Annotated in this window: 14 protein-coding genes and 1 pseudogene; 4 read left to right on the top strand and 11 right to left on the bottom strand. The window is 60.9% G+C overall.

The annotated features are described in order from the left end of the window. Nucleotides 1-45: 45 nt before the first annotated feature. From NKJ32_RS25920 to NKJ32_RS25900, 5 genes are all read right to left on the bottom strand, one after another. On the bottom strand, nucleotides 46-5148 hold the full coding sequence (locus NKJ32_RS25920) for an ATP-binding protein (protein WP_352829242.1): 5103 nt from the start codon (nucleotides 5146-5148) through the stop codon (nucleotides 46-48). Beyond that, a complete protein-coding gene (locus NKJ32_RS25915; protein WP_352509217.1) occupies nucleotides 5145-6968 on the bottom strand; it encodes a methylation-associated defense system protein MAD7 family protein in 1824 nt (607 codons plus the stop codon). The genes NKJ32_RS25920 and NKJ32_RS25915 overlap by 4 nt, the downstream gene beginning before the upstream one ends. Then, the gene (locus NKJ32_RS25910) at nucleotides 6968-10936 is read right to left on the bottom strand and encodes a protein kinase domain-containing protein (protein WP_352829240.1); all 3969 of its coding nucleotides are present in this window, start codon (nucleotides 10934-10936) and stop codon (nucleotides 6968-6970) included. Before NKJ32_RS25910 ends, NKJ32_RS25915 begins: the two co-directional genes overlap by 1 nt. A gap of 518 nt (nucleotides 10937-11454) precedes the next feature. Next, a complete protein-coding gene (gene scpB / locus NKJ32_RS25905) occupies nucleotides 11455-12189 on the bottom strand; it encodes an SMC-Scp complex subunit ScpB (protein WP_352509230.1) in 735 nt (244 codons plus the stop codon). A gap of 5 nt (nucleotides 12190-12194) precedes the next feature. Next, nucleotides 12195-13220: a DUF1403 family protein gene (locus tag NKJ32_RS25900; protein WP_352829250.1), complete on the bottom strand. Its 1026-nt coding sequence runs from the start codon at nucleotides 13218-13220 to the stop codon at nucleotides 12195-12197. Nucleotides 13221-13344: 124 nt separating this feature from the next. On the opposite strand from NKJ32_RS25900, the gene NKJ32_RS25895 reads away from it, so the two are divergent. The 4 genes and pseudogenes from NKJ32_RS25895 to NKJ32_RS25880 all read left to right on the top strand — a co-directional run bounded on the left by NKJ32_RS25895 (nucleotide 13345) and on the right by NKJ32_RS25880 (nucleotide 18001). After that, nucleotides 13345-14556, top strand: coding sequence for a site-specific integrase (locus NKJ32_RS25895; protein ID WP_352829238.1), 1212 nt, complete (start codon nucleotides 13345-13347; stop codon nucleotides 14554-14556). A 381-nt stretch (nucleotides 14557-14937) separates the two neighbouring features. After that, nucleotides 14938-16035, top strand: coding sequence for a hypothetical protein (locus NKJ32_RS25890; RefSeq protein ID WP_352829236.1), 1098 nt, complete (start codon nucleotides 14938-14940; stop codon nucleotides 16033-16035). Between the two features lie 9 nt (nucleotides 16036-16044). Further along, a pseudogene (locus NKJ32_RS25885) lies at nucleotides 16045-17214 on the top strand (site-specific integrase). A gap of 367 nt (nucleotides 17215-17581) precedes the next feature. Further along, complete coding sequence (locus NKJ32_RS25880; RefSeq protein ID WP_352829234.1) at nucleotides 17582-18001, top strand: hypothetical protein; 420 nt, start codon at nucleotides 17582-17584, stop codon at nucleotides 17999-18001. A gap of 64 nt (nucleotides 18002-18065) precedes the next feature. Here NKJ32_RS25880 and NKJ32_RS25875 read toward each other — a convergent pair whose 3' ends face one another. The 6 genes from NKJ32_RS25875 to repA all read right to left on the bottom strand — a co-directional run bounded on the left by NKJ32_RS25875 (nucleotide 18066) and on the right by repA (nucleotide 23021). After that, on the bottom strand, nucleotides 18066-18584 hold the full coding sequence (locus NKJ32_RS25875) for an RES family NAD+ phosphorylase (RefSeq protein ID WP_352829232.1): 519 nt from the start codon (nucleotides 18582-18584) through the stop codon (nucleotides 18066-18068). Then, nucleotides 18581-18970 carry an antitoxin Xre/MbcA/ParS toxin-binding domain-containing protein gene (locus NKJ32_RS25870; protein WP_352829230.1) on the bottom strand — a complete coding sequence of 130 codons (390 nt, stop codon included), beginning with the start codon at nucleotides 18968-18970 and terminating at the stop codon, nucleotides 18581-18583. The genes NKJ32_RS25875 and NKJ32_RS25870 overlap by 4 nt, the downstream gene beginning before the upstream one ends. 5 nt (nucleotides 18971-18975) lie before the next feature. Then, entirely contained in the window at nucleotides 18976-19119 is a 144-nt protein-coding gene (locus NKJ32_RS25865; protein WP_352829228.1) for a hypothetical protein, read from the bottom strand. A gap of 262 nt (nucleotides 19120-19381) precedes the next feature. Continuing rightward, nucleotides 19382-20587, bottom strand: a complete 1206-nt coding sequence (gene repC, locus NKJ32_RS25860; protein ID WP_352829227.1) for a plasmid replication protein RepC — start codon at nucleotides 20585-20587, stop codon at nucleotides 19382-19384. Nucleotides 20588-20743: 156 nt separating this feature from the next. Then, entirely contained in the window at nucleotides 20744-21748 is a 1005-nt protein-coding gene (repB, locus tag NKJ32_RS25855; RefSeq protein WP_352496414.1) for a plasmid partitioning protein RepB, read from the bottom strand. 67 nt (nucleotides 21749-21815) lie between these two features. After that, nucleotides 21816-23021, bottom strand: coding sequence for a plasmid partitioning protein RepA (gene repA / locus NKJ32_RS25850; protein WP_352794933.1), 1206 nt, complete (start codon nucleotides 23019-23021; stop codon nucleotides 21816-21818). Between the last annotated feature and the right edge of the window lie 103 nt (nucleotides 23022-23124).

The following is a 23124-nucleotide window of genomic DNA, read 5'->3' as shown; positions in this document are numbered from 1 at the left end:
CATACCCAAATGGCACCAAGTGCCGTTACTGAAAAATCATACGCGTCAGGACGCGGTCAATCTTAAGATCTTTGGCTTAGCGCTTGACGGGGTGAAGAACATCGCGTGATAGGGCTCAAGCGCCTTCAGCCGGTCCGTTGTGCGCTGCTGCTCGGCCGTGGCGCCCGTATTGCGCGCGAGGGTCCGTGCATCCGCTTCGGTGACCCGGAGCACGAGATAACTCGCGACGGCTTCAAAAATCGCACCGTCAAAATCTCGGACGCCCTGAGATGCAAGTGCGAGCGCTAGGCCATATTTTCGGCATTCTTTTGCAAAACGCGGAATAAGTTTAAGCTTCGCAGCACGATGCGCTTCGTCGAAAATGATCGCGTGGGTGAGGCTATCCTGTACGCCGCGGCGGAACATATCTTTGTAAATGCTGTAGAGCACGAAAGCTGAGAAGGCACGCTGAACGATGTCGTTTGTGCTCAAATGCACTCTAACCAGCGTCGGTCTGTGATCCAAGAGGATGCCGGCCGCACCGTCGTCCCCATCAAAAAAGCCGTAGTCGGTCAGCTCTTGGAGCCGGGCAAGAAGATTTTGGTTCGGCTTCGGCCGCGATTGCAAAATGTCGACGAATGTCTTGAACCGGGGCGGGCCAGGACGATCGCCGTCTCGATTGCTCCAGCCGAGATCGTCATAGCTCTGCTTGATCGCGCCACGCAGTTCTTCGAGCTGGATTTCGCCAAGATCTGGAAAGATTGACGCGAAGATATCGCGTAGCGTTCCAGCCACGTCGATATAGGCCGTAGGTCCGGTCGCATCGACGCGCAACGGATTGAAGCCCAAACCATCGAAGTCGATCGTGCGCAAAGGGCCGAGCGTGTGGATGAGCTTCTCGTCGATATCGTCATGGTAAGAGAATATGACGGGCGCGATGCCAGCTGACTCCAATTGCTTAATGATGTTGATAAGGGCCGTCGTTTTCCCCATGCCAGGCAACCCCACCATCATCAAATGAGGATTGGTGCGGATCGAAACTGACCAATCTACTGGAACGTGGGTCAGCGTCTCGCCAAGCAATATTTCGACGGGATCTCCGTAAGATGACGACGTCGGCGTATCGAACGATTCAGTCTCCGACCGCGAGGCGCTTTTGAGGTCGGAACGGCTTCCAACGCTTGTTGCCACACTCGGGACCGCGGGCGTCTCCGCGTCAGGAAGCGAAATGGAGTCCGAAACCCCAGTGCGTGTCCGCAAGTCATCGGGCGTGTCGCCTCCTAGGGTCGAGTCCTCCGACACGCCTGTCTCCACAACGTCAGCGGCTGAGGCATTCAGCGACGAGGGAAATTCCACGGATATCTCATCGTGTACGGTCGGCGCCGGATCGCCGACACTCGGCTCCGGCGGTAGCATCATGCGCTCAGCGGAATGTCCCGTCTCGTCCGGCAGCATCGTCGGTCCAAACAGCCACAGTGCGGTTTCGCTGCGCTCGGAATATATGCGTTCAACTTGACCCGTGCGATGTTCAGGACAGAAGACATAGCCGACGTCTGGATCAGAGACAGTCCCGGGCAGATAGTCCTCCTTTAGTACCAACTGATCGATTTCATTTCTGAGCCGCACATAGCCCTTTTGCGACAGGCGGTGCCGGCTCGCTCGGTCAACGTAGAAGCGCATCAATTTGGCCAGCTGAGCGCGCCGTACGACGCGATCGAGCGGCGCCAACGAGTCGCCGAAGAACCAATCCATCCAGCGATCGCGCAGTTCACTGGTCTGAAGGACCATGTGAGCGAGCATATCGGGTTGACGCGCTGTACGCAGATGCTGCCGATGCTTTACTTCGACGAAGCGGAACTCCAGTGGGCCCCGGCTCGGCGCGCTCACATGGATGAAGTCCGCGCGGCGGGCGCTCTCCCCGACCTCCGTCGCCATATGGACGATCGGTGCGTGATCGGCGATCTCGTCGACCGGGATGAGGACCCCCTGCTCGACATTGAGCCAAGACCCTCGCTGTTCGCCGCTCGCTACACAATGCGCGTACATGAGCGCCAATGCGATCAGTTCGCCGGTCCTGGTACCGCCGTCGGCTAGCCGTATGGCGAGCCTGCCGCTCAGCGCCTTCAGCTGGCTGACAAGGAACCTGCTATTCCTCTCGCTGCTGCTCAACCCCATATCACCGAGCGCCTCATCCACAAGGTCGCGAACGGCGTCCAGATTTGTGGTCGAGGTGACGAGTTGGATCGCTGTCAGATCAGACCGCTCAGGAACAGTATCAATAACGAAACGTTCGTAGGCTTCAGGACTTGCTTGCGGAGAATCGAAATAGTCGAGCGCGGCGTTGCGATCGAGCGTTACCACCCAGTCGCTATGTTCGTGCAACCGCTCGACCCTCATGCGATCCTCCGCCGACAAGCGTGTCTTGAGAACGGGCCAATGATCGCTGGATCCGCCCAACGCTCGCGCGGTAGCGCGTGCTGTCGCGCGATCGACGCGCCGCAGGCGGTCGGCAGCATTCCGATTGTCGGGGCTCGGCTCGCCGCTCAGTTCGGGCGCGGCGAACGTCATCCACGCCAACTCTTCGTCGGGCACGGCGCGTCGCTCCAACGTTCGCAGCAGCCCCCAGCCGTGAAACGGTCGAGCATCTGAAATCGTCGCGGTGGCAACCGTATCCAGTCTCGTCTCGAACAAATCGAAGGCCAGGCTAACATGCGCCGCCCGCATATTGCCCCAGGCTGGGTCTTCGATCGCCGGCTCCTCCCGCTTAGCCCAGCGCAGGCGCGGCACCAAGACCTCGCCCGGTCGCGTCGCAGTCTCGGCCAGCCACCTATCTCGCGGATCTAGAACCTGACCACCTGCGCGCCGCCGTTGGCCGACTGTCGATAGGAACTGCCCGGCGCTGGAGGAGCCCGGGGCATGGAACAGATCGAGGGTGAAGCACAATGGTGATTCAGCCTCATCGTCCTCGTTCAATCCACGCGCCGCGAGCGCTCGCCCCAGAGCCCTGGCGACGGTCATGCCGTCGCCGGCCCGCCACGCCTGAATCGCCAGGAGATCAGGACGCTCACCACTCGCGCCACCATAGCAATCGAGATAGTGGCCTAGCTCGCGCGCGATTGCCGCAGCGCTCGCCTCACCGATCGATGGCGCAGACACCGTGCCGGCGCCGAGGCAAGCCGCGAGCAAGGCGGTCGCCGCCTTGGGTTCGCGCTCGCCGTCCACCGTCATGGCAATAGTGTGGAATCCGATCACGTCGGCAAACACGAAACCGCGCGTCTGCCCTGTCCCAGGCAACGCAAAGGGAAAGAATGCCGAGTCGATCGGCACAACCGTCTTCTGGATATGGCTCGGCGACAGTCCCTGTTCGTAGCGAGCATGCGCCACAACTTGATCGTAGTGGGCATGCCAGGCAAAGCGGACGGGGTGGAGCGGCGTAACGAGTAGGCCGATTAGCCGTCCTGATTGCGTTCGAACCTCTATCGTACCGTGTCGTGCCAGATGAGGCGTTCCCCCATCCAGAGCCTTCTCCCAGGCGTTGACGTAGTTGTCCGCAACCGACCAGCCGACGGTAACAATACGACCAAGCAGCCCTGCACTCCCAAGCTCTCCCGCGAGTTTGCGGCTAGCATCCCGTGCACGCTCCGTCGTCGCGCTTCGATCAGCCGGTTCGAGTTCGACGAACTCCAGTTTACCGATCGGAGAGCCGTCAGCGCGTACAGTCTGGACCCAATGACCGATGGTGCCACTGCGCGCAATCCAATCCATCTCCATGGCCCGTAACAGTGCCGGTCGGTGCACACGCGCGCCCTTGGTTGCTGTTTCTCCCTTCCAAGTGAGGAAGCCCTTTCGATCCTCGACAGGGCGCTCCGCGGCGCCGGGCCCGGCAACCAGTTGCTCAAATGCCGCGCGATCACTTACGCTTATCGCGCCTTCAACGAGCGTGCGGACCTCCTGGCCAGACGCGCTGGTCAGTGGCTTGATTGTCGCACCGAATTCGAGGGTGAACGGCTCGCTCTGCAGGGGCGCCACGTTCTCCAATCCGATCACCGCGACTTCTACAACTGCATCGAACTTCTCAGTTCCCTCAAGATCCTCGAAGTCATCAACCGTGATCGCGACCTGTTGAGTCTTATGGTCGCGGTGGCGCACTACACGCTCAGCAAGCATGTCTTCGCCAGCAATCACTGACACTCGATAGTCGACACTTCCGGCCTCCAGACTTTCGGGGTCACTGGACCAACGAACCGTCAGTTGCGCCCGATCCTTAGCGCTCGCCGTCCGGTCAAGAATTAAACGAGGGGTCGTGTCCTCACCCGCTGCTTTGGCCAAACCGGACCATTTCAAGATTCCGCCCTTAGCATCACGCCAGGGAGCCAGGAAGATTCGGCGCAACTCCTCACTCGCGAACCCGGGCTTTAGAGTGCCAAGCCAGAGGTTGGGTTGCTCTTCGATGCGCCGTGCAGCCTCCTCCGGACTCATGCCCGACACGAAACGCAGCGCCCGCTCCAACTCGGGGCCTCGTACGCCCGCATCTTCCAATTGCAGCGCGCGAACGCGCTCGGCTATCGCGCGCGTATCGCTCACATAGAGCAGGCGATCTGCGAGCTCGGCCGACATATCGAGTTCGCTCGTCGAAGGGTCGTCGTCGCTTGCAACCGGCCAGAGACCAAGCCGAGCGAGGGCACCGCCCGGATCATCCGCGGCAGCAACGTAGAAGTCGAATTTCGACCAAGGCGTCAGCCGGCGGCGGCGGCCGAGGCGTTCCGCGCGCCAGACAGCCTCATCCAGCACTCCCATGCGACCGAAGAACGGTCTGCGCGCCAGCTTCAGCGCCTCGCCGAATAGCTCAGCCTCGCCGATTTCACGGCCAGCGCTGTAAATGCCGTCGAGGCCAGCCCCAGCGCGGAGCGGATCCACCAGCAACAATGCGGCATCGGCCTTGTCCTCGCGCTGTTCAACGGCTTGATCAGCGGAAATGCGTCTGCTGCCAGCCGTGTCGACCACGGCATTAACCGTCCAGCCCGGCACTACGAAAGCCTCGCTGTCGGCCAGGGCATCAATTTGCTCCGACGGCAAACATCGCAGAAAAGCCACCGCGCCAGAACTTGGCGCCCCGAGCCGATTAACAACGGCCTGAGCCAGAAGTGCGGCATGGCGAGGTCCTGTCACGCGGGTTCTTCCATCTGTTCGATGTCGTGGTGGGCGCGATAGCGAGCCTTGAGCTTTTTCATACGCTCGGCGTCGTTGACGCCGATCAACAACCCCAGGTCTCGCAAGCGCCGCTCAAGCATCCGCCGATTGCGCTGGAGGAGATCGCTTGGCACCGCCAGGTTCGGTGGCGCCCGATCGATGTAGAGTCCATATTGCTCTCGCAGAACACGCAGGAAATCGGGGTAGGACAGCGGTTGCTCCTTGCGGCCCTTGCCGGTCCGACGAACGTGCCGATGCACAAGATATTCGATGACGGGGTTGGTTAGAACGAAGGACAAAGCGTCACCACGACGGCCCTGTCCTTTCTTCCGGGTCTGATGAAGGGTGACCTTGCGACGCTTGGCCAGTCCATTCACCTCGTCGATCATCAATGCCGAAGTCAGGAAGGTGTTAAGCCTTTCGGTTCCCTTACTCGAGGAGCCCGTAAAGGCAGTGCTCAACGCTTCCGCAAGCGCGCGGCCAGGATCACCTTCACCCGACTCTTCGCCGAGCAAGGCGCGCAACTCGAGATCCTCAGCCGACTCGGCCGCGTCGCGCAGCTTTCGCGCAGTTCGCGTAAAATGGCGCCGGGCGTCCCGTGCCTCCTCATGACTGCCATTCAGAACCGAACCGAGCAGATTGAGCCAGTCCGTACCGTCTGGCGATGTGGGCGGCCACGATTTGCGGTCAATCTCCGACTCGCTGCGCACAAAGTGGTCGAGGAGCCGCGCGTGCATCAGCACCGCCGGCAGCCGGTTAAGCGCCTGTCGCATCAGGAAGCCGGATTCCTCGGATGTGGCGCGAAGGGCTAGATCGGATCCGCTTGAGCAATCTACGAACAGCGGGAACTTCGGCGCAGCGGCCACTTCCGGCAGCACACCAGTTGTGCCCCAGCGGTTCATGATCTCCACGGTAGCCGTCAGGATTGTAGTCAACCCGATCGCGATCGCCGACTCGAACATCTGTAGAAGCGCCGCACGCGGCATCGCAGCGCCACGCGCATAGCAGTCGAGAAAGACCAAGAGATCATCTCGGAAAATCTCGGCCGCACGCGCTGCGATCGGGCGTTGATTAGGGATTGGCCCCGGATTGTTCCGCCCGATCGCCTTGGCCGGGGCCTCGCCGCATCCCTGCGCCAATCGGATCGTTACCAGCTGGTCGAGTGGAAGTGGTACCGCTTCGTCAAGCTCATCTGATCTAAGGTCGCTCTTGAGGAGGCCCGTCGTCTCCGTACCCGGCGCGAGCGACGCCAATAGATCGTTGTCCTGCACTCTTGCTCCGACCCGATATCGACCGCGCTCCGCAAATGGCTCTACTATTTCGCCGTCCCGCTGGTTGCTGAGCAGTGCGGTGACCATTTCGGGAACGCCGCGCAAATTCGCCGAGCTGCTCGGAAGGTCGATCCATGACGCAAAATAGTGGTTCGCAAAGCAGCGCTGAACCTGCTCGTCGTGAGACTCCGAATGCCGCCGATTTTCTAGGATCGACGTGAGCAGAAAGTCACCCAGGATTGCTCGACCAGTAGCGGAATCGAATCCTTCGATACTTGGGTCCTCGACCAGCCTCGCAACCGTCGTAGAGATAGTCGGGGGAGCGCCCGCACCGTAAGCCTCAGCGAATTTCCCTTTGCCGCGGCGATTCCCCCAACGGAAAAGATACAGCATCATCGGCAGGATAGCCCCGACCGAAAAGTCTTGCGGCGTGAACGGAAAGACTGGCGGATAGGTGCTCGTCCAAATCTGGGCGGTCATCTGGCTACCCAAAACGGATTCAACGACCTGACGGGTTTCGTTCGCCATTATGCGCTCTCGTTTTTGAGGAGGATCGTCTGGCGGCCGTCGCGACTCTCGATGTCGAGGCGATGGACTTTTTCGTTGTCCGCCGGGTTCCAAGCGTTGAGCGCTCGCTCGTCCTCCTGAGCCAATCGGCTTGTGAAAACACCTAGGTTGGCAAACACGTCATCAGAAAAGGCGTCGAGAATTTGAACACCATCAGCGAGATCCATCAAGAGGCTGTAGAGCTCGAGTGGGATCCGCAGTTCATCAGCCCCAACGTGATCGGGCGCATAGCGCAATGTAAGATAGCGGTGGAGCGTCTCCATACCGACCGTCGCCTGAAAATGCTCGGCGACTAGCGAGAAGCGCTCGAGAGATTTCTTTATCCAGAACGCGGTTTCTGTCGGCGTGCGGGGCACAACCCTGATGGGGACGCGGTCTAGTTCGCGGTAAGCGAGATCCGGTAGCGCCTCGAGCCTAGATAGACCGTTGCACAACCGCTGCTTGATCAAGGATTGCTCCTCGCCCGAAAGCAGCGGGAAATGCCGGAACTCGTCCGCGCGGCGGCCGTCGCGCAGTGTCAGGGCAGCCTCATCGCCGCCGACTGCCTGCACTTGACCCGCCGACCAGCCGAAGTAAGCTCGGCGTCGCGCGCCCCGCAACGGGAGGGGACGGCCAAATAGATTTCGAAACCGCCGTGCACCATGGGCGGGGTCTGGACCGCCGCGGCCGACGAGATAGCGATCGACCCGCGCGTGTCCCTCTAGCGCAGGATCGAGCCGCGCTAGTTCTCTCAACAAATCGCCCTGACGGGCCGGCGACTCGGGATTAAACGCATGGTCTGCGGGATCGTGGGGCTCCAGGTCAGGATTATTGTGCAAGTCTTCGCAGGCATTTAGTCCGAACAGAATGTAGCTGATCGCGGCCTTGAGTTCGCGCGCGGTGATATGGATTTCGTTGCGCTGGTGGACTGTCTGCAAAGCGTCGGTCAGCCGCGCCCGCAAGCGGTTGCCTTCAGCGAGGATGCTCGGATCGCTACTTGCGCCCATCATGTCGGCAGAGCTCTTCATCGTACAGCGCGCCTGAGCAGTGCAGGTTCGGCAAGGGGCCCAGATGGTCGCGGCAGCGTCTCCGCCGACGAGACGGCGGACCAACTCGTCAACAAACTCGGTCGTTATAATACCGCGGGCTACGTCCAGCCCGCCGACGAGCGAGCGATTATTGAGCTCGACGAGTCGGATATGAGGAGAAGTTTGCTCGCTCTGATGACTGAGCGCCGCCGCCAGGTCGGAGGTCAGGGCCGTTTCGCCCTGCTCCAATTCAACGTGCTCAATCCACTCCATGAGCCGACCATCATTGACCGCGACCAGATGGACTCGGCGGTCATTTGTTGGTCCGTTGAGAAAAGGACCGAAGAGTTCGTCAAGCAGGCTGTCAGCCGATCGGCCCTTCCAGCTTGCAGCCCCGTCAAGATTGATCTTCGCTGTCCGACCCGCGAGGTCTCCCGTCCATACGCGTTCGCTCGACTGCGGCGGTTCGCCACCGAGAGTTTGGACAAGTCGCTGCAGGAAGGCGGTCTTCCCATCGCCAGCGTTGCCGCAGAGAATTATGAGCGACACGTCTCCGGCCGCGATAGCCGCCGGCAACACTGTATCGAGCGCGGTCGGCACATAGGTGTCGAACGCAAATTCGGAGTCGAGGCCGCGGGTCTCAGTATTGCCGAAGCGAGAGCCCGGATAGGTGCTGAGGATGTCCTTCACCCGCGGAACCTCGTTCGGACCAAGCGGCTCGGGGGCAGCCGAAACCGCACCGGCTGTGGGTACGGAATGCTGGCCGATGGAGCGGCTTGCGCGCAATTCCTGCAGCGCGGCGCCCGCGTTCACGAACCGCCTATTCGCAGGGCCAGTAGCCCGATCAAGAAGGGGAACTAGCGCTGGAAAGGCAGCTCGCTGCTCGTTCGTCCAATCGAGACCCAGCCCAGCTTTTGCTGGTGCCGGCGGACGATTGGTGATCGCATGAAACAGCGTTGCTGCAAGGCTATAAACGTCGTCTCGGGCCAGGTTTCTCCCACCGTCGCGCCGCTCCGGCGAGGCGTAGAGCACGGTACCCTGGCTGCGCGGCTGACTGTCAATCGGTCCCGCGAGATCATAGTCGATGAGGACGACCTGCGCCTCATCAACGAGAATGTTGGATAAGCTAACGTCGCCGTGCACCCAACCCTGGGCGTGAAAAGCGTCAAGCGCTTCGCACAGCGTCTCGAACCAACTGATGACGAGCTCTTCAGTGGATTCCGCTCCGTCCACCTGCGCGATGAAGTCTAGGTCGCCGGACCAGGTGCTGAGTGGAGCCCCCTGCGTCCAACGGAGCAAGCTCATCAGTTCGTTCACGTTCCAACTGCTCGAACATTCAAGGATGTTCGAGAGCCCTCTGCGCAACGACAAGGGGCGCAATCTTTGATAGGCCGCCAGCGACGCGGGGCCAAGGTCAGGATTGAAGACCGCCTTGCCAACGAACGTTCCGATCGGCTCCCCATCTTCAACGTCAAGCTGCTCAAGCTTGAAGGTCCGGCCGACACCGCCCTGGCCGAGCACGGAAACCACTCGGTAGTGCGAATCCTTCCACTTGAAGCGATGCCCTTCGTCCCACCTTGCAGGCGAAATAGCTTCCGGCTTCACGGGCGGCAGTTCGACGGGTTCAGCATCTCGCTCCTGAAGGAGATCCAGAATGTCTCTTGCGCGAGGGCGGCGTGACGGATCGGGATCGCACCCCAGGAGAAGGATCTCGCGAATATCCGGCGCCTCATCCGCCGAGAAGAGCTCGACCAACACGCCGCACAGGCTGAAAAGGTCGGATGACGGCGTCGCCGCAGCTAATCCATTTGATCGAACTTCGGGCGCTGCGAACGCACCGAGATTGTCGCCGATTTGGCCTTCGCTCAACGTCTGGGCAGACGTGAGCCGCGCCCACCGCCAACCCGCAAACAACGGGCTGTTATCGGCCCGAACACGCAAGCTTTCTGCTTCGAGCGCCCGATGGAGGAGCGGTCCCTCGCTTGACTCCGTAAACTCCGCGAGGGCGATCAGCGAACGTTCGGCGAAGTCCCGGCGTTGGGGCAAGGTCCAATCCCGGTTTTCCTTCAACACCGATGTCGGGACCGCAGCGCTGTCGCTGACGCTGAAGAAGAACATCTCGCCGGCGTAGTTTGGTAGCGCCTGCCAGGTATCAACGAGGCTCGGAAGGTGCGGCGATTTCTGAAACCGCTGGATGACATCGAACTCGCGGCGGGCGCGGCGCGCGGTCAGTGCTGGAGCCTCGCCTGGCGGCGCGGCCGACAAATCGTAGGTGTGAAGAAGGACACGATCGCCGGACCACGGATCGCGCGCAGTGAAAATGCGCTGAAAGCGATCCTGTTCGTCGGTCAGGAGCCGGAGCTCATCGAAGCGACCCAATCGCTTGAGCCGAGCGGCATCGGCGAGATTATACCGAACCGCCAAAGCATTCGCGAGCTTGTTGCCATCGACCGACCCCGGCGACTTCGGGCCGGCGACAAGGTCCGGAACATCCTTCAACCCATAAGCGAGAACGCCGAATGGATGCCTCGGCGACTGGCCATTGCGCTTAAGCGATCCGGGTTCGCGTGTGAAGAGGAATGCCGGAGGGACAAACCCAAGACGCGGGTCGACGGAACGAAGCCTTCCGGCGATCCGCTTAGACTTCGCCACGACTAGTTCGGCCGCGGGATCCGAAATGTCTCCCTGTCGCAGGGCAGTAGCGTCCCAGTGCTTGACCTCGACGACCACGACACCGCCCGGGCCAATGATCACAATATCGATTTCGTCTGCTTGGCCACGCGGATTTGGATGCGTGAGATTCGTCAAGACAAAGACAGTGTCCTGCCCATCGGCACGACGAAGCTCTAGGTTGACGGCGTTATAGGCCGTGAGTTCGCTTGCATTTGCAAACGGGCCGCAAGGTAAATGTATAACTCGCAAGCGAATCCCCCCCGTTCAATATCATTTAACTACAAACGACCCCAACGCAACCACATAGAGTGGCGGGAAATGCAGAGTCCAATCGCGCGTCCTGTAAATCCGGGGAAAGCGGTGCGGAATGGTGAAAAGTTAATGTTGCTGGAGTTTTGGAGAGTATCGCCGCAATTAACTCTGTCCGCCAGGAAAAGATTCGACCGCAAAGTCGCGCAAGGAATTGCTCGGGCGATCCCTCGCGAGATGATGGATGGCAACTCAACAGGAGTACCATCCGAGACGTTCAACGACCGCCTTGCGGCACAAAGCGGTCATGCCTGCCTCCGCCGGCAATTGTTCGGGGGGACGGAGACGTCAGAGCATTCCTGAATCGTCCCCAATGCGGGGTTCTTGAAGCCGGTTAATCCCGGTCTGCCAAGATGTCATAGCTTGCATCTTCTTCAATGCTCTCGCTGATCGCAGCACCAGATTCGGAGCATGAACTCAAGTGGCGGTTGCCCAGGCCCTATCAAACATCCCTCCCCTCAGCTACCAAACTCGATACCCTCGCTATTAACGCCTGCATCTTCCTCTTCGCCCTCCCCGCTGCTCAGCCCGGTCGGAATATCTCCAGCCAGCAGTTTCTCCTTCGACAGCAAACCGGCATCCTCGAGCGCCTCGAAATCCGGCAAGTCGCGCAGCGTATCGAGCCCGAACTCCAGCAGGAACTCTTTTGTCGTCACGTAGGTGTATGGCGCGCCCGGCGTCGGGCTACGCGGCCCGGAAGCGATGAAGCCGGCGCCGCGCAGATGACCAATAAAATCGCGACTGATCTCCTTGCCGAAAAACGACGACAATTCTCCACGCGTGATCGGTTGGAAGTAGGCGATGCACATCAGCACCAACACTTCGGGCTGCGTGAGGTCTGCCGCGCGCTCACTTCCGCCTACGGCCGCTCGGATGGCGTCGGCATAGGCCGGCCGGGTCAAATGTTTCCAGCCGCCGGCGACGGCGACCAGGTCGTAAGGCCGGCCGCGCAGCTCCTCGCGAATGTCATCGATCAAAAGGTCGACGCTGCAGCTTTTCCCGACGATCCGCGCCAGCGTCTCGCGCCCGACCGGCTCGCTGGAGGCGAAGATCGTCGCCTCGACCCGGTGCATCCATTCACGCCAACGCGCTTCCGGCGGCAGATGATCGAGTTCCCGATCAAACAAATGGTCATTTGGCTGGCCGTCGCTTCCTTTTGCTCCTCCCCTTCTCCTACGTACGCTCTCCGCTATCATCTTCAGAGCCCGTAAAGGCGGAACGTGGCACGGCCGGACAATTCGCGCACGGCGCCGAGTTCGACCAGCCGGTCGAACAACCGGCGCAGCCCACGGTCACTCATGCCTGCGATATTTGCGGATGCGACGATCGCGTCATCGGACAGGAGTCTTTCGACGACGATGCCCGCCGCCTTGGCCCGCAGTTTCGGCGCAACTGCAAGCAGCCGGTCCGCGCGGCGCTCGAGCTCGACGGAGAGATCAATGGCGCGCAGTGTAGCGCGCGCCTGCGCGGCCAGCAGGCTTTTGGCCCAATCGGAGTCCGTTTCGGCACCTGCGGCCAGAGCTCCACCCACTGGTCGACGCGCCCGACCCATACCCACAGCTAAGGCCGCCTCGCCGCCCAGCAAAGGGATTGCATGCGTCCAGCCCAGCCGCTGCGCGAGCAAGGCATCGGCAAGCCAGGCTCCGAGGACGCGCCCGAAGCCGTAACGCTCCGCGGCCGCGAAGGCCCCGACCAGCGTTTCGACCGTTCCGGTGTTGGCCACAAGCTGTCGGAGATCATCGGCTAGTTCGCCGACTGCGTCCTGGTCGCGGCGGATACCGAGGTCATCAAGCACCGCGCCAGTGCTCGCCTCTGTCAGCAGTTTCTCGGCAGGCGTGCCGGCCAGCCGGCGCCAGGCAAGCAGCATCGATCCGGCCGGGCCGACAGACAAAAAATCGCCCGGGCGTGTGAGCAGCACAGCATCGCGCAGTGCGCTTTCATCCTCGACGCGGCCGGCCTGCCTTGCCGTCACCGCTGCGGCGACGAGGGCCAGGCGCTGCCGCCAGGCGCCGGCCCACCGCTCTTGCCGGCGGACGACCGCATCGAGCATGCTGATGGCGGCGCCTGCGACGAGCGCGATGTCCTCGACATCTTTTCCCGCAAGGCTTTGCGCATCCGGGACAGCGCGGCGCAACCAGACCGGCACCGTTGCCATTGGCGCGGTCGAAGGGGCACCGGCGAGCGCGGTGTAGTGGTGCGGAGAGGGTTTGGGACGCAGAATCATCGCAAGCACGATGAATCATGGCGGCGCTTTTGGCAACGGAAATAGGCAGAAAGCGCTGTACCTGTCGCACGAGAAAAACGAACGATAAATTGCATTATCCGTCGTTTTCGCCTTTATATAAGGAATGACCGTTTTCATCGAGCAGAAGCCCAAAAATCACGCCGAGCGACCTTCCGGACCATCCCACAGTGCAGGGTCGGCGGATCATGTTTCGACCGCGCAGGTGTCGGCCGAGACCGATGGCGACCTGCCGGACATCATCGACGTCGTCATGGAGATGGGCGCAACGCCTGAAGAGACGCTGGCCGAAGCCCCCTCCCCTCTTCCGGCCGTCGCCAATTCCCGCCTGCCGGCGCATCTCGACGCGCTGGCTGATCGCGCCCGCGATTATGTCGAAGCGGCGAGCTCGGCCAATACCCGCCGCGCCTACGCCTCGGACTGGAAGCAGTTTGCGAGCTGGTGCCGGCGCCAAGGCGTCGAGATGTTTCCGCCCGATCCCCAGGTTGTCGGGCTCTACATCACCGCATGCGCTTCCGGAAAGGCGACCGGCGACAAGAAACCCAATTCCGTCTCGACGATCGAACGCAGGCTCTCCTCGCTGACGTGGAACTATGCGCAGCGTGGCCAGCCGCTGGACAGGAAGGATCGCCATATCGCCACGGTCATGGCCGGCATCCGCAACAAGCACGCCGCCCCGCCCCGGCAGAAGGAGGCGGTGATGCCCGAGGATCTGATCGCCATGCTGGAAACGCTCGAGCGAGGCACCCTGCGCGGCCTGCGCGGCCGGGCCATGCTGCTGCTCGGCTTTGCCGGCGGCCTGCGCCGTTCCGAGATTGTCGGCCTGGATTGCGGCCGCGACCAGACCGAGGATTCTTCCGGCTGGATCGAAATCCTCGACAAGGGCATGCTGTTGCGCCTGCGCGGCAAGACCGGCTGGCGCGAGGTCGAAATCGGGCGAGGCTCGTCCGACACAACCTGCCCTGTGGTGGCGCTGCAGACCTGGCTCAAGCTGGCGCGCATCGCGCACGGTCCCCTGTTCCGGCGTGTCACCGGCCAGGGCAAGGCCGTCGGCGCCGATCGGCTCAACGACCAGGAGGTCGCCCGCCTCGTCAAGCGGACCGCGCTGGCAGCGGGCGTGCGCGGCGATCTGCCCGAAGGCGAACGCGGAATGATGTTTGCCGGCCATTCGCTGCGCGCCGGCCTGGCGTCCTCTGCCGAGGTCGACGAGCGCTACGTCCAGAAGCAGCTTGGTCACACCAGCGCGGAGATGACCCGCAAGTATCAGCGCCGGCGCGATCGCTTTCGCGTCAATCTCACCAAGGCGTCGGGACTGTAGCAAAGCCCCTCCCCCCGTTTTCGGCCGTCGAATAGCGGCCCGGCAGGGTGGGATTTTCACCTTAGCGCTTCAATTGAAATCGGGAAGTAAAACCGACATCGGCGCGGGCGAGCGGGCCGATCAGGGTCTTTAGAGGCAGATCGGCTAGTTGGTAAGCCATTGATTCCTTTGTACACGAATCGCGCAACGGAAGCTATATTGCCGCTACCTTCCGTCACAGGCTATTACAATAGGAACAAAGATAACTATCGATAATGACCTCTTATCGATAGTGATGGTTTTTGACCCGCAAATCAGCCAGACTCGTGCAGATGATGCCCGCCGGCGTCGTGCGGCCGGGGTTCTGGACGGTCTTTCCCGGCCAATAGAAAGGCACCCGGCATGTCCGAGCAAAAACCCGTCCGCCTGCCCGACCCCGCTTCCGTCGAAACCGTGCTCGCCGCTCTGCAGCCGCAGTCGGCCGACGCCGAGCTTGCCCCGGCCCTGAACAAGGCTTTTGCGGGCTTCGCCTTTACCGTCGCGAGGATCGACGATCCCTACTGGTGCAACCCTCATGCTGTCGTCGCTGCCGACGGCACGCGCCGCGGCGACCATCGCGCCTGGGTCGAGCGCGCTCTGGCCGATGTCGGCGGCGACCTCACCGCCTTCTGGAACCAATATCGCGAGGGCGGGGAAAAATTCACCGAATGGCGCGGCACCAGCGCCTTCGCCTTTGCTCCGACCGGTCCGGGCGTCGCCGATTTTGTCCCGCTCTCGCTCGGCCGCGAGACGGAACATCTGGCCGGCCCGGTGGTCGATCGCGACTATCGCCCCACCAGCGCCGACCATCTGTTCGAACCGGCCTGGGTTTCTCGCGAGTCCGCGGTTGAGGCGTGGCAGCTCGCCGGACCGGTCTATCGGCTGCGCGGTCGCACCGGCGGCGGCATCGTCCACATGCGCAGTTCTTTGGCGCGCCGCGCCCGCATCGAACGCGAGCAACGCGAGGCACAGCGCCCGGAGCTTGAGGCCCGCACTATCCGCGAGGTCGGTCCGGACGGCGCGCGAAACACGCCGTTCCTGGACGCCAACCCGGACTGGTTCGATTTTTTTCCGCGCGAAAACCGCTTTTTTGCCGACTGGGCGCGATCCAGTGCCGCGGCTGACCGCATCTTTGACCACTGGGCCTTCGACATCCACGATTTCGAGGGGCGCGGCCACAAACGTGAGATCGGGTTTATTCCGCGGCCGCTGAAAATGCCGGCCGAAAAGTTACTCGCTGGAGAGGGTGTGTCCGTGCACCGGCTGATGGAGCGTATCGAGGCGATCGACGCGGAAATGGACCTGCCTTTCGCCTGGTTTTTCCTGATGACGCACGGGCACTGGGTCGATCCGGACGTCGGCGATGCGATCGCCGACGGCCTGCGCGCCGGGCGCGTGCGGCTGCCAGACCGCTATGCCGCCGTGCTGCTTGAGTGGGCAGACAGAAAATATCTGTTCTGAGGCGGCGTCATGGACCTTCGCCTGCCAAAGCCCGCATCCGACCAGAAACTGCGCCGCGCCGAGGCGCTCGACGCGCTGGAGTCCGTGCTGCCGTTCGACCGCAGGGAGCAGCTGGCCGAACTGCTCAGCGACGATGACGTTGAAACCCTGCGGCACCTGGCAAAAGAAGGCATCGGCGAGAATTCCCTGCGAGCGCTGGCCTCCGACGTCGGCTACCTCGAGGCCTGGTGCCTGGCGGCCACCGGTTTTCCTCTGCCTTGGCCGGCGCCGGAGGCACTGCTGATCAAATTCGTCGCCCATCACCTGTGGGATCCTGCAAAGCGTGAAACCGACGTTTCGCACGGTATGCCGGAAGACGTGACCGCGGCGTTGAAGTCGGCCAAACTGTTGCGTGTCGATGGACCGCACGCGCCGAACACCGTACGCCGGCGTCTCTCGAGCTGGTCGACGCTGACCAAATGGCGCGGTTTGCGCGGCAAATTCAACGCGCCGGGGCTGCACAGCGCCATAAAACTGGCGGTGCGCGCCAGCGCCCGGCCGCGCGGCCGCAAGAGCAAAAAGGCGGTGACCGCTGATATTTTGGCCGCCCTCCTGAAGGCCTGCACCGGCGATCGCCTGGTCGACGTCCGCGACCGCGCGCTGCTCATCACCGCCTTCGCCTCGGGCGGTCGCCGCCGCAGCGAGGTTTCGTCCCTGCGTGTCGAGCAGTTCGTCGAGGAAGAGCCTGTGCCGGCCGATCCCAAGGATCCAGAGGGGCCAAAACTGCCCTGCCTAAAAATCCGGCTTGGCCGCACCAAGACGACACAGGCCGACGCCGACCCTTTGTGCTGCTCGTCGGCCGTCCGGTGCTGGTCCTAAAAGACTGGCTCGAGCGCGCCGGGATCACCGACGGCGCCCGTGTTTCGCGGCATTGACCGCTGGGGCAATTTGGAGAAGCGAGCCCTGACCCCACAGGCCGTCAACCTGATCCTGAAACGCCGCGTCGCCGAGGTTGGCCTCGACCCGCAAGCCTTCTCCGCCCACGGCCTGCGCTCCGGCTACCTTACCGAAACCGCCAGGCGCGGCATTCCGCTGCCCGAAGCCATGCAGCAGTCGCAGCACCGCTCGGTGCAGCAAGCCTCGAATTATTACAATGACGCCGAGCGGACGCTTGGAAGGGCGGCAAGACTCATCGTTTAGAGACCCTGAGGACTGCCGGTTGCGGCGCCGACCTCCATCGCTATCTGCCGCTCGGCGGCAAAGCCGGTCATCGCGCGCAATAAAATAATACGCATGCGGGGTCTTCACCACGAGCGTGCGCCGGTTCATCATGTCGTTGGTCATCGGTGGTTCCTTCGAAACAGGTTTGTGTGAGCAACCCGACCCAGCCGGAAAAAATCGATGACCGCCGCTACGCCGCTCGCTCGCTACAGCGCCGTTGGAGGCCGCGCTCGCGAGCGGCTTTGTCATCGCCGAGCTACACGCGGCGGGGCATGCTCGAGACAGCTCATGATGCCATCTCTGATGAGTTGACTCCAGGCGACGCTATAGGGGGCACCGAACGACAATGCCTGTCAGCTTCAATGACATAGAGTTAGCTTTCGAATTCGTCAGCTCCGTGGGCACGGGAGAAAATCAGGCCTTTCTGTGCAAGCAGTCCGGCACGCTCTACTGGCATTCCGAGGTCACGGGCGATTTGGACGAATTGCCGGATGATATCGACGACAGCGACAAATACGTCCAAATACCTGACAAGAAAGAACTCGACCTGGGCAAGCCGCTCGTGTTGGACTTCGCCCGCCAGTTTCTGCCAGACGACGTCGGTGACGTTCAAGAAATCTTCAGCAAAAGAGGCGCGTACGCAAGATTCAAGGACCTGTTGCAGCGAAGGGGTGCACTTGATCAGTGGTACGATTTCGAAGCGAATGCGGAGGAAAGAGCGTTGCGGATGTGGTGCGATCTCAATTCGATCGAGGTCGGTGACTGATATCGCCCCCGAAAGCGTCGCGCGACACCTGCAGCCGAAAACGCTCCTGTCCTTCCAGAATGCTTCATCGCCAGGACAGCTGGTCCTTCGGCAGCCGGCCGCTCGGGTCGAATACAGTTACCTTGTGCGGAAGACGCGGACCCCAGTGCCAAAGCACCAGGTTGCGATCCTCCGTCTCGGCACCGGGAGCAAAACTCGGAACCAGAATGCCGGGAATGCCTTGCGGCCGCAGTCGGTTATAGATCGACCATGACGCCGGGCGGTTTCCATCGCTGAGAGCCGTCGCCCAAGCGCAGGCCATGTCCTCGAGCATGATGGAGAATTCTCCCCTCGCCTGCTCTGTCGTCAGGTCCGTAATGTCGTCGCAATCGACTTCGTAGGAGCACAGCACGCAAGGGTCGATCCGATGCGCGAAACCCTGGTTGGCTTCCTTGACCGCTGTCATGACGGTCAGCGCTAGATAAAGCGCCGGCACACCCTTGGGATTGAATCGGGCACCCCGGATCGCCGCTCCATCACCGGAAGTCGGCTTGAATGCCCAACGTGGATCGTGCGCCCTGTAAAAGGTTGCGGCAAACCTCAAGCAAAGCCACCAACGGCCATATGATCGAGATAATCGCGAACGGCGGCGGCCTTGCCCTCCTTCACAAGCGCTTCGGCGGTGCGCCCGCCGAATGCCGGAAGCGGCTGGGCTCGATACCAGGCCATCGCCTGTTCCTTGCCGCCCGCCCAATCCGTCACCCGACTGATGATCTCGAGCATTTCACGCAGACGTCCCTGTGTCTTTACCGTCCGGCTGCGCTCAGACCGGTAGAGGGTCTCGCGAGCAAGACCGGCGGTCTGGGCCAACTGGCCCTTGGACATGCCAAAGCCATCCGCGACCTGCTCGATTGCGATCTTCCCGTTCCGGTCCATATAGGACAAGACGAGAGGTTCATTCTGCACGGGTATCTTGAGTGCTTGGCCCATAGGAGTCATTCCACCATATAGATAGTCATATTTCTTGTGCAAAATGTATGGCACTTCTCGACCGCTTTCAAGTCCGGAATCGAACCAGCTTGAGCTCCTGCAAGCGGATACCAAGGGGAGCTGCTCAATGGTCCGGCTTCGTCAGCCAAGAACCTGCTCCATCGAGCCCGAAGGCTTGATCTCGTCGCAGAACCAGTCATGGTGACCTGGACCCGAGAGACTTCATCGCTGCTGCAGGGACCGCCGTCAGTTTATAGTCCGCGGCTGACGCTCAACATCTCCGAGCCGCTTGTACGCTACCCAGGCATCTGCAGGTACGGCGCTGCCGACAAGCACTGCAGCCACTGTCCACGTCCTATCGCGCGGATCAAACCCTGAGCCCTCGCTCGGCAAATCCCGGTACCCACACACTCATCCGGTCATCCGCGCCGTTGCCCCGTTGGCCTTCAGCGCCGCCATCAGCATCGGTCCGACCGAAAACTCCCCCGCCCGCGCCTTTTCGGTCAGCACCCGCAGATAGCCGCCTGCGGAGTTGATATGCTGTGCCCTTTGCACAATGCAGGCAATCACCATAGCGGCGACCTCCTGGCCCATCACATGGCAGGCTTCCTCATAGGCTGACGGCGAAACGCCAAGGTAGCCCCGCACCTGGGCCGCCGTGATCATCAAATCGCGCCAGTTGCCGATCCCGTCGACGGCGTAATCCGAAAATTCCGGGCAGGCCTTCAGCACAAGCCCTAGCGGATAGGTTTTCGGCGGCTCTGCGGTCCTCGTCCTTGGCTCGGCCGTCGACCCGCTTTTTTCTAAAGCCGGTTCAAATTCAAAAATAGAGTCGGTATTTGAATCAGATTGCTGCCGCTCGCTTTGGGAGTCATTGCCGCTCGGATTCGTGGATTTCATGTGAACTTCCAGCAGCTTATCCACTTCGTCATGCAACGCGGCCAGATCGCCCACGATCGGCTCTAGCTCGACAACGGAAGCTCGGCGCGGAATTGCCTCCACAACGGCGCGGAAACGGTTCCACAGGCCTCCCCAGTCGCCCGGCACATCCTCCTCAACCGCCGCCTCGATCAGCTTATGGATGTCACGGCGGTGCAAGGTGATCCGCTCGCGCATAAGCCTGAGCGCCCTGTTGTGGGCGCGAACACGCTCAGCCGCCGCCTCGAACTCGTGAGCACGGGCCAGCAGCGGCGCCAGCGAGAAGCCAAAAGCCTCCTCGATCTCGCCTCCCCTGCCCTTGCGCGCGTAACGCTTGCCGTTCGGGCTGTCCCGACGGACGATCAGCCCGCAGTCCACTAGGGCCGCCAGGTGCCGTCTGACCGTGGGTTCAGGCATCCCATGAGCTCTAAGCGACAGCTGTGCGTTCGAGGGAAACACGATGAGGCCATTTTCCTCACTCAGCTCGCTGTCAGGATAGAATGACAGCAACGCATTCAGGACGGCCAGGGCGCGATCGCCAATGCCGACGATGCTCTTGCCCTCGCAGAGGTCGCGGTAGATCTGCCATTTGTCGACGACCCTGTCCTTGGGGATTTCACGTGAGTCGTTTTGCGCTGCCAGCATGGCAAGCGACATCGGCCGCCGCCCAAAGGGCGTCGTTGCAATACCCGTTTCCATTTCTTCCTTCGCCTTCAATTAGGCAAAAGAAATTTGCTCGCCGAATCGACGCCTAGACTCTTGACACTGATTCGCGAAAATGTGATTCTCAGCTTGCTTAAGGATGAGAAGGGCTTCCGCGACGGTGACGTTCGGGGGCCTTTTTCTTTTGCGGGTTTAGTCTCCTGTTGCCTCTTCTTTCGACGTTCTGAATGCCTCGTAAAGGCTGTCCAGGTTCTCCGAAATGTATTCGCCGAACTCGGCCGCGTCTTTCGCTTTCAGCGCCAGACTGAAGGCCTTTCCATTGTTTCTAATCGTCGCGGCGACCGATTTGTCAGCCGGTGCCCAAGTTCTGTCGTTTCGCGGAGCTAGCCCTTTCCTGATTGCCTTATTGGATTTCGCTCCATTCAGAAAATCAAAGAGCAGGTTGAAACGCTCGTCAGAATCCGCAGCCGCGAAATCTTCACTGGCCACATAGCTCTTGGCAATTGGCGTGTTCTTGGGGTTCTCGACGAGTTTCCGAAGATCCAACCACCGGTCGCGTCCAATCCCTTTGGCCGGCCCAATCGCATCAATGACGACCGCGGGGATAGCTTTCGGAATCGTCAGCATCTTAGAGAGGGTCTGGTAGTCGACCGACAGAGCAGATTGGATGGTTTCGCGGCTGAAACCAAGCCCGTCCAGTTGCTGGGCGAACAGAACACGCTCAATAAACGTAAGATTGGCGCGGGCGGAGTTTTCCTGCCCCTGTGCGACAACGTGGTCGATGTCTGCCAACGTCTTCACCACGGCGCGGACAGGCCTCCCGAGTTGTTTGGCAACTCTCACCCGTCGGTGTCCGAAAACGGCCATGTAGCGGCCTTCGGTGCTGGGATGGGGTCTTACAAGAATTGGGGTATCCTGTCCCCTCTCCCTCACTGCCTCCAGCAGTTCGTGGTATGCGTCGTCCTGATCAACGCTCATGCGGTCGGGCACAAATGACCTGTCGACAAGGTCGGGATCAAGTTCAATAACCGTTTCGCCTTCGGCGAGTTTGGAGGCCTGCCTGGCCAATTCATCGATCGACGATGAGATGGACCTCGCCGCTCCGAATTTGCGAAACCCGGAAGCTGGCTCGCCATCTTCTGCCGTTTCGGGCGCGGATTCCCGCATCAAATTGTCGAAAACGTTCTTTCTTGCCATTTCAGCGTCCCGAAATTTGGGTCATTCATCTGATTTCATTGCAATAAAACCTGACTTAGACGGCCGTCTATTTCGTACGTCCCCAAGCCCCGTGGATCAGTTCTCTGATCTCCGCGTTAACCGCTTCCATCGACTCCATGGCACGGTCGTACGTTGCCCTAATCATCCCGGATTTCTCGACCTCATAAAGCGTCTGCTTCGTTAGCCCAGCATCCGAAATCGCGGTCGATTTCAACATCGGCGTCTTGAGCATTTGTGACGCGAGCATTGACTGCATGAATCCGACCATCTGGGCTTGCGGGACGTCGGTCGGTTCGTATCGAGTGATCAAATATCTGAACCAATCTAAATCTACGTCGCCGCCCGCCTGGCGAATTGTCTTCAGGATGTCGCCGAGCATCAGAAGGAACTGCGACATGGACATCAGGTCGAGCATCTGCGGATGTACAGTGATCAGCACCGAACTCGCCGCCGACAAAGCGGTCAGCGTCAAATAGCCCAGCTGAGGCGGACAATCGATTACGACCACGTCGTATCGGTCATCGACCTCCCGCAATACTTTTTCGATGCGATTCCAAAACGTCTTCCCGACGACGGAATTCTTGTCCTGCATCGCCAGTGGAGTGTCATACTCATATTCCTGCAATTCTAGCGATGCAGGGATAAGTTCCAGGCCTGGAAAGTTTGTCGGCAAGATCACGTCGGTGATGGGCTTCCGCTCGTCGTCGTAACGGATCGCTTCGTAGATCGACGGATTCTTGTCGAGTTCGGGTTGGATGCCGTACAGGGCCGACAGCGAAGCCTGTGGGTCGAGGTCGATGGCCAATACACGGTGCCCCGTTAGCGCCAGATGTTGCGCAAGGTGTGCGGCCGTCGTTGTCTTTCCGCTGCCCCCCTTGAAATTAACAACGGCAACGACCTGCAGCTTCTCGTCCCTGCGGCGGTGAGGAACGTATTTCTTCACATCGGCTCGGCCGTGACGGTCGAGCCATTGACGCAGCTCCATGATCTGCTCTGCCGAATATGTCCGGCGACCTCCGGCATGTATAGTTGGCTCGACACCCTTGCCTTCAAGGTGCAGCTTCTTGAGATTGCTAGTCGAGACCCCGAGAAAATGCGCCGCTTCCCCGAGTGAAAATTGCCGCAAGGTCTTCCTGGCATTCGGTGGGAAGGTCTCGAAACGAAGCTGGTTCAGCTTCCTGGAAATCTCGCGGCCTTGTGCCAGAATGGTGTCGTCGAAGAGGGGTTTCGACACGGGCGCTAAAACGTTCATGCTTTCCGGAGCCTCAAGTGACGGCATTTCGCCGAAATTCTTTCGAATGCCGTCATTATGTCCGATTCGTTTGTCCCGACAAGAAATTTTAAGTTAACAAAAG

The organism is Mesorhizobium sp. M0159, assembly GCF_040322295.1.
GTDB lineage: Bacteria > Pseudomonadota > Alphaproteobacteria > Rhizobiales > Rhizobiaceae > Mesorhizobium.
Note: the sequence above shows the minus strand (reverse complement) of the source record. Positions and strands in the feature narration are given on the sequence as shown.

Coding starts and splice junctions, on each gene's coding strand:
- repB (WP_352496414.1), bottom strand. CDS start 21,748: ATGGCAAGAAAGAACGTTTTCGACAATTTGATGCGGGAATCCGCGCCC.
- NKJ32_RS25915 (WP_352509217.1), bottom strand. CDS start 6,968: ATGGCGAACGAAACCCGTCAGGTCGTTGAATCCGTTTTGGGTAGCCAG.
- NKJ32_RS25870 (WP_352829230.1), bottom strand. CDS start 18,970: ATGGGCCAAGCACTCAAGATACCCGTGCAGAATGAACCTCTCGTCTTG.
- NKJ32_RS25890 (WP_352829236.1), top strand. CDS start 14,938: ATGTCCGAGCAAAAACCCGTCCGCCTGCCCGACCCCGCTTCCGTCGAA.
- NKJ32_RS25880 (WP_352829234.1), top strand. CDS start 17,582: ATGCCTGTCAGCTTCAATGACATAGAGTTAGCTTTCGAATTCGTCAGC.
- NKJ32_RS25900 (WP_352829250.1), bottom strand. CDS start 13,220: ATGATTCTGCGTCCCAAACCCTCTCCGCACCACTACACCGCGCTCGCC.
- repC (WP_352829227.1), bottom strand. CDS start 20,587: ATGGAAACGGGTATTGCAACGACGCCCTTTGGGCGGCGGCCGATGTCG.
- repA (WP_352794933.1), bottom strand. CDS start 23,021: ATGAACGTTTTAGCGCCCGTGTCGAAACCCCTCTTCGACGACACCATT.
- NKJ32_RS25895 (WP_352829238.1), top strand. CDS start 13,345: ATGACCGTTTTCATCGAGCAGAAGCCCAAAAATCACGCCGAGCGACCT.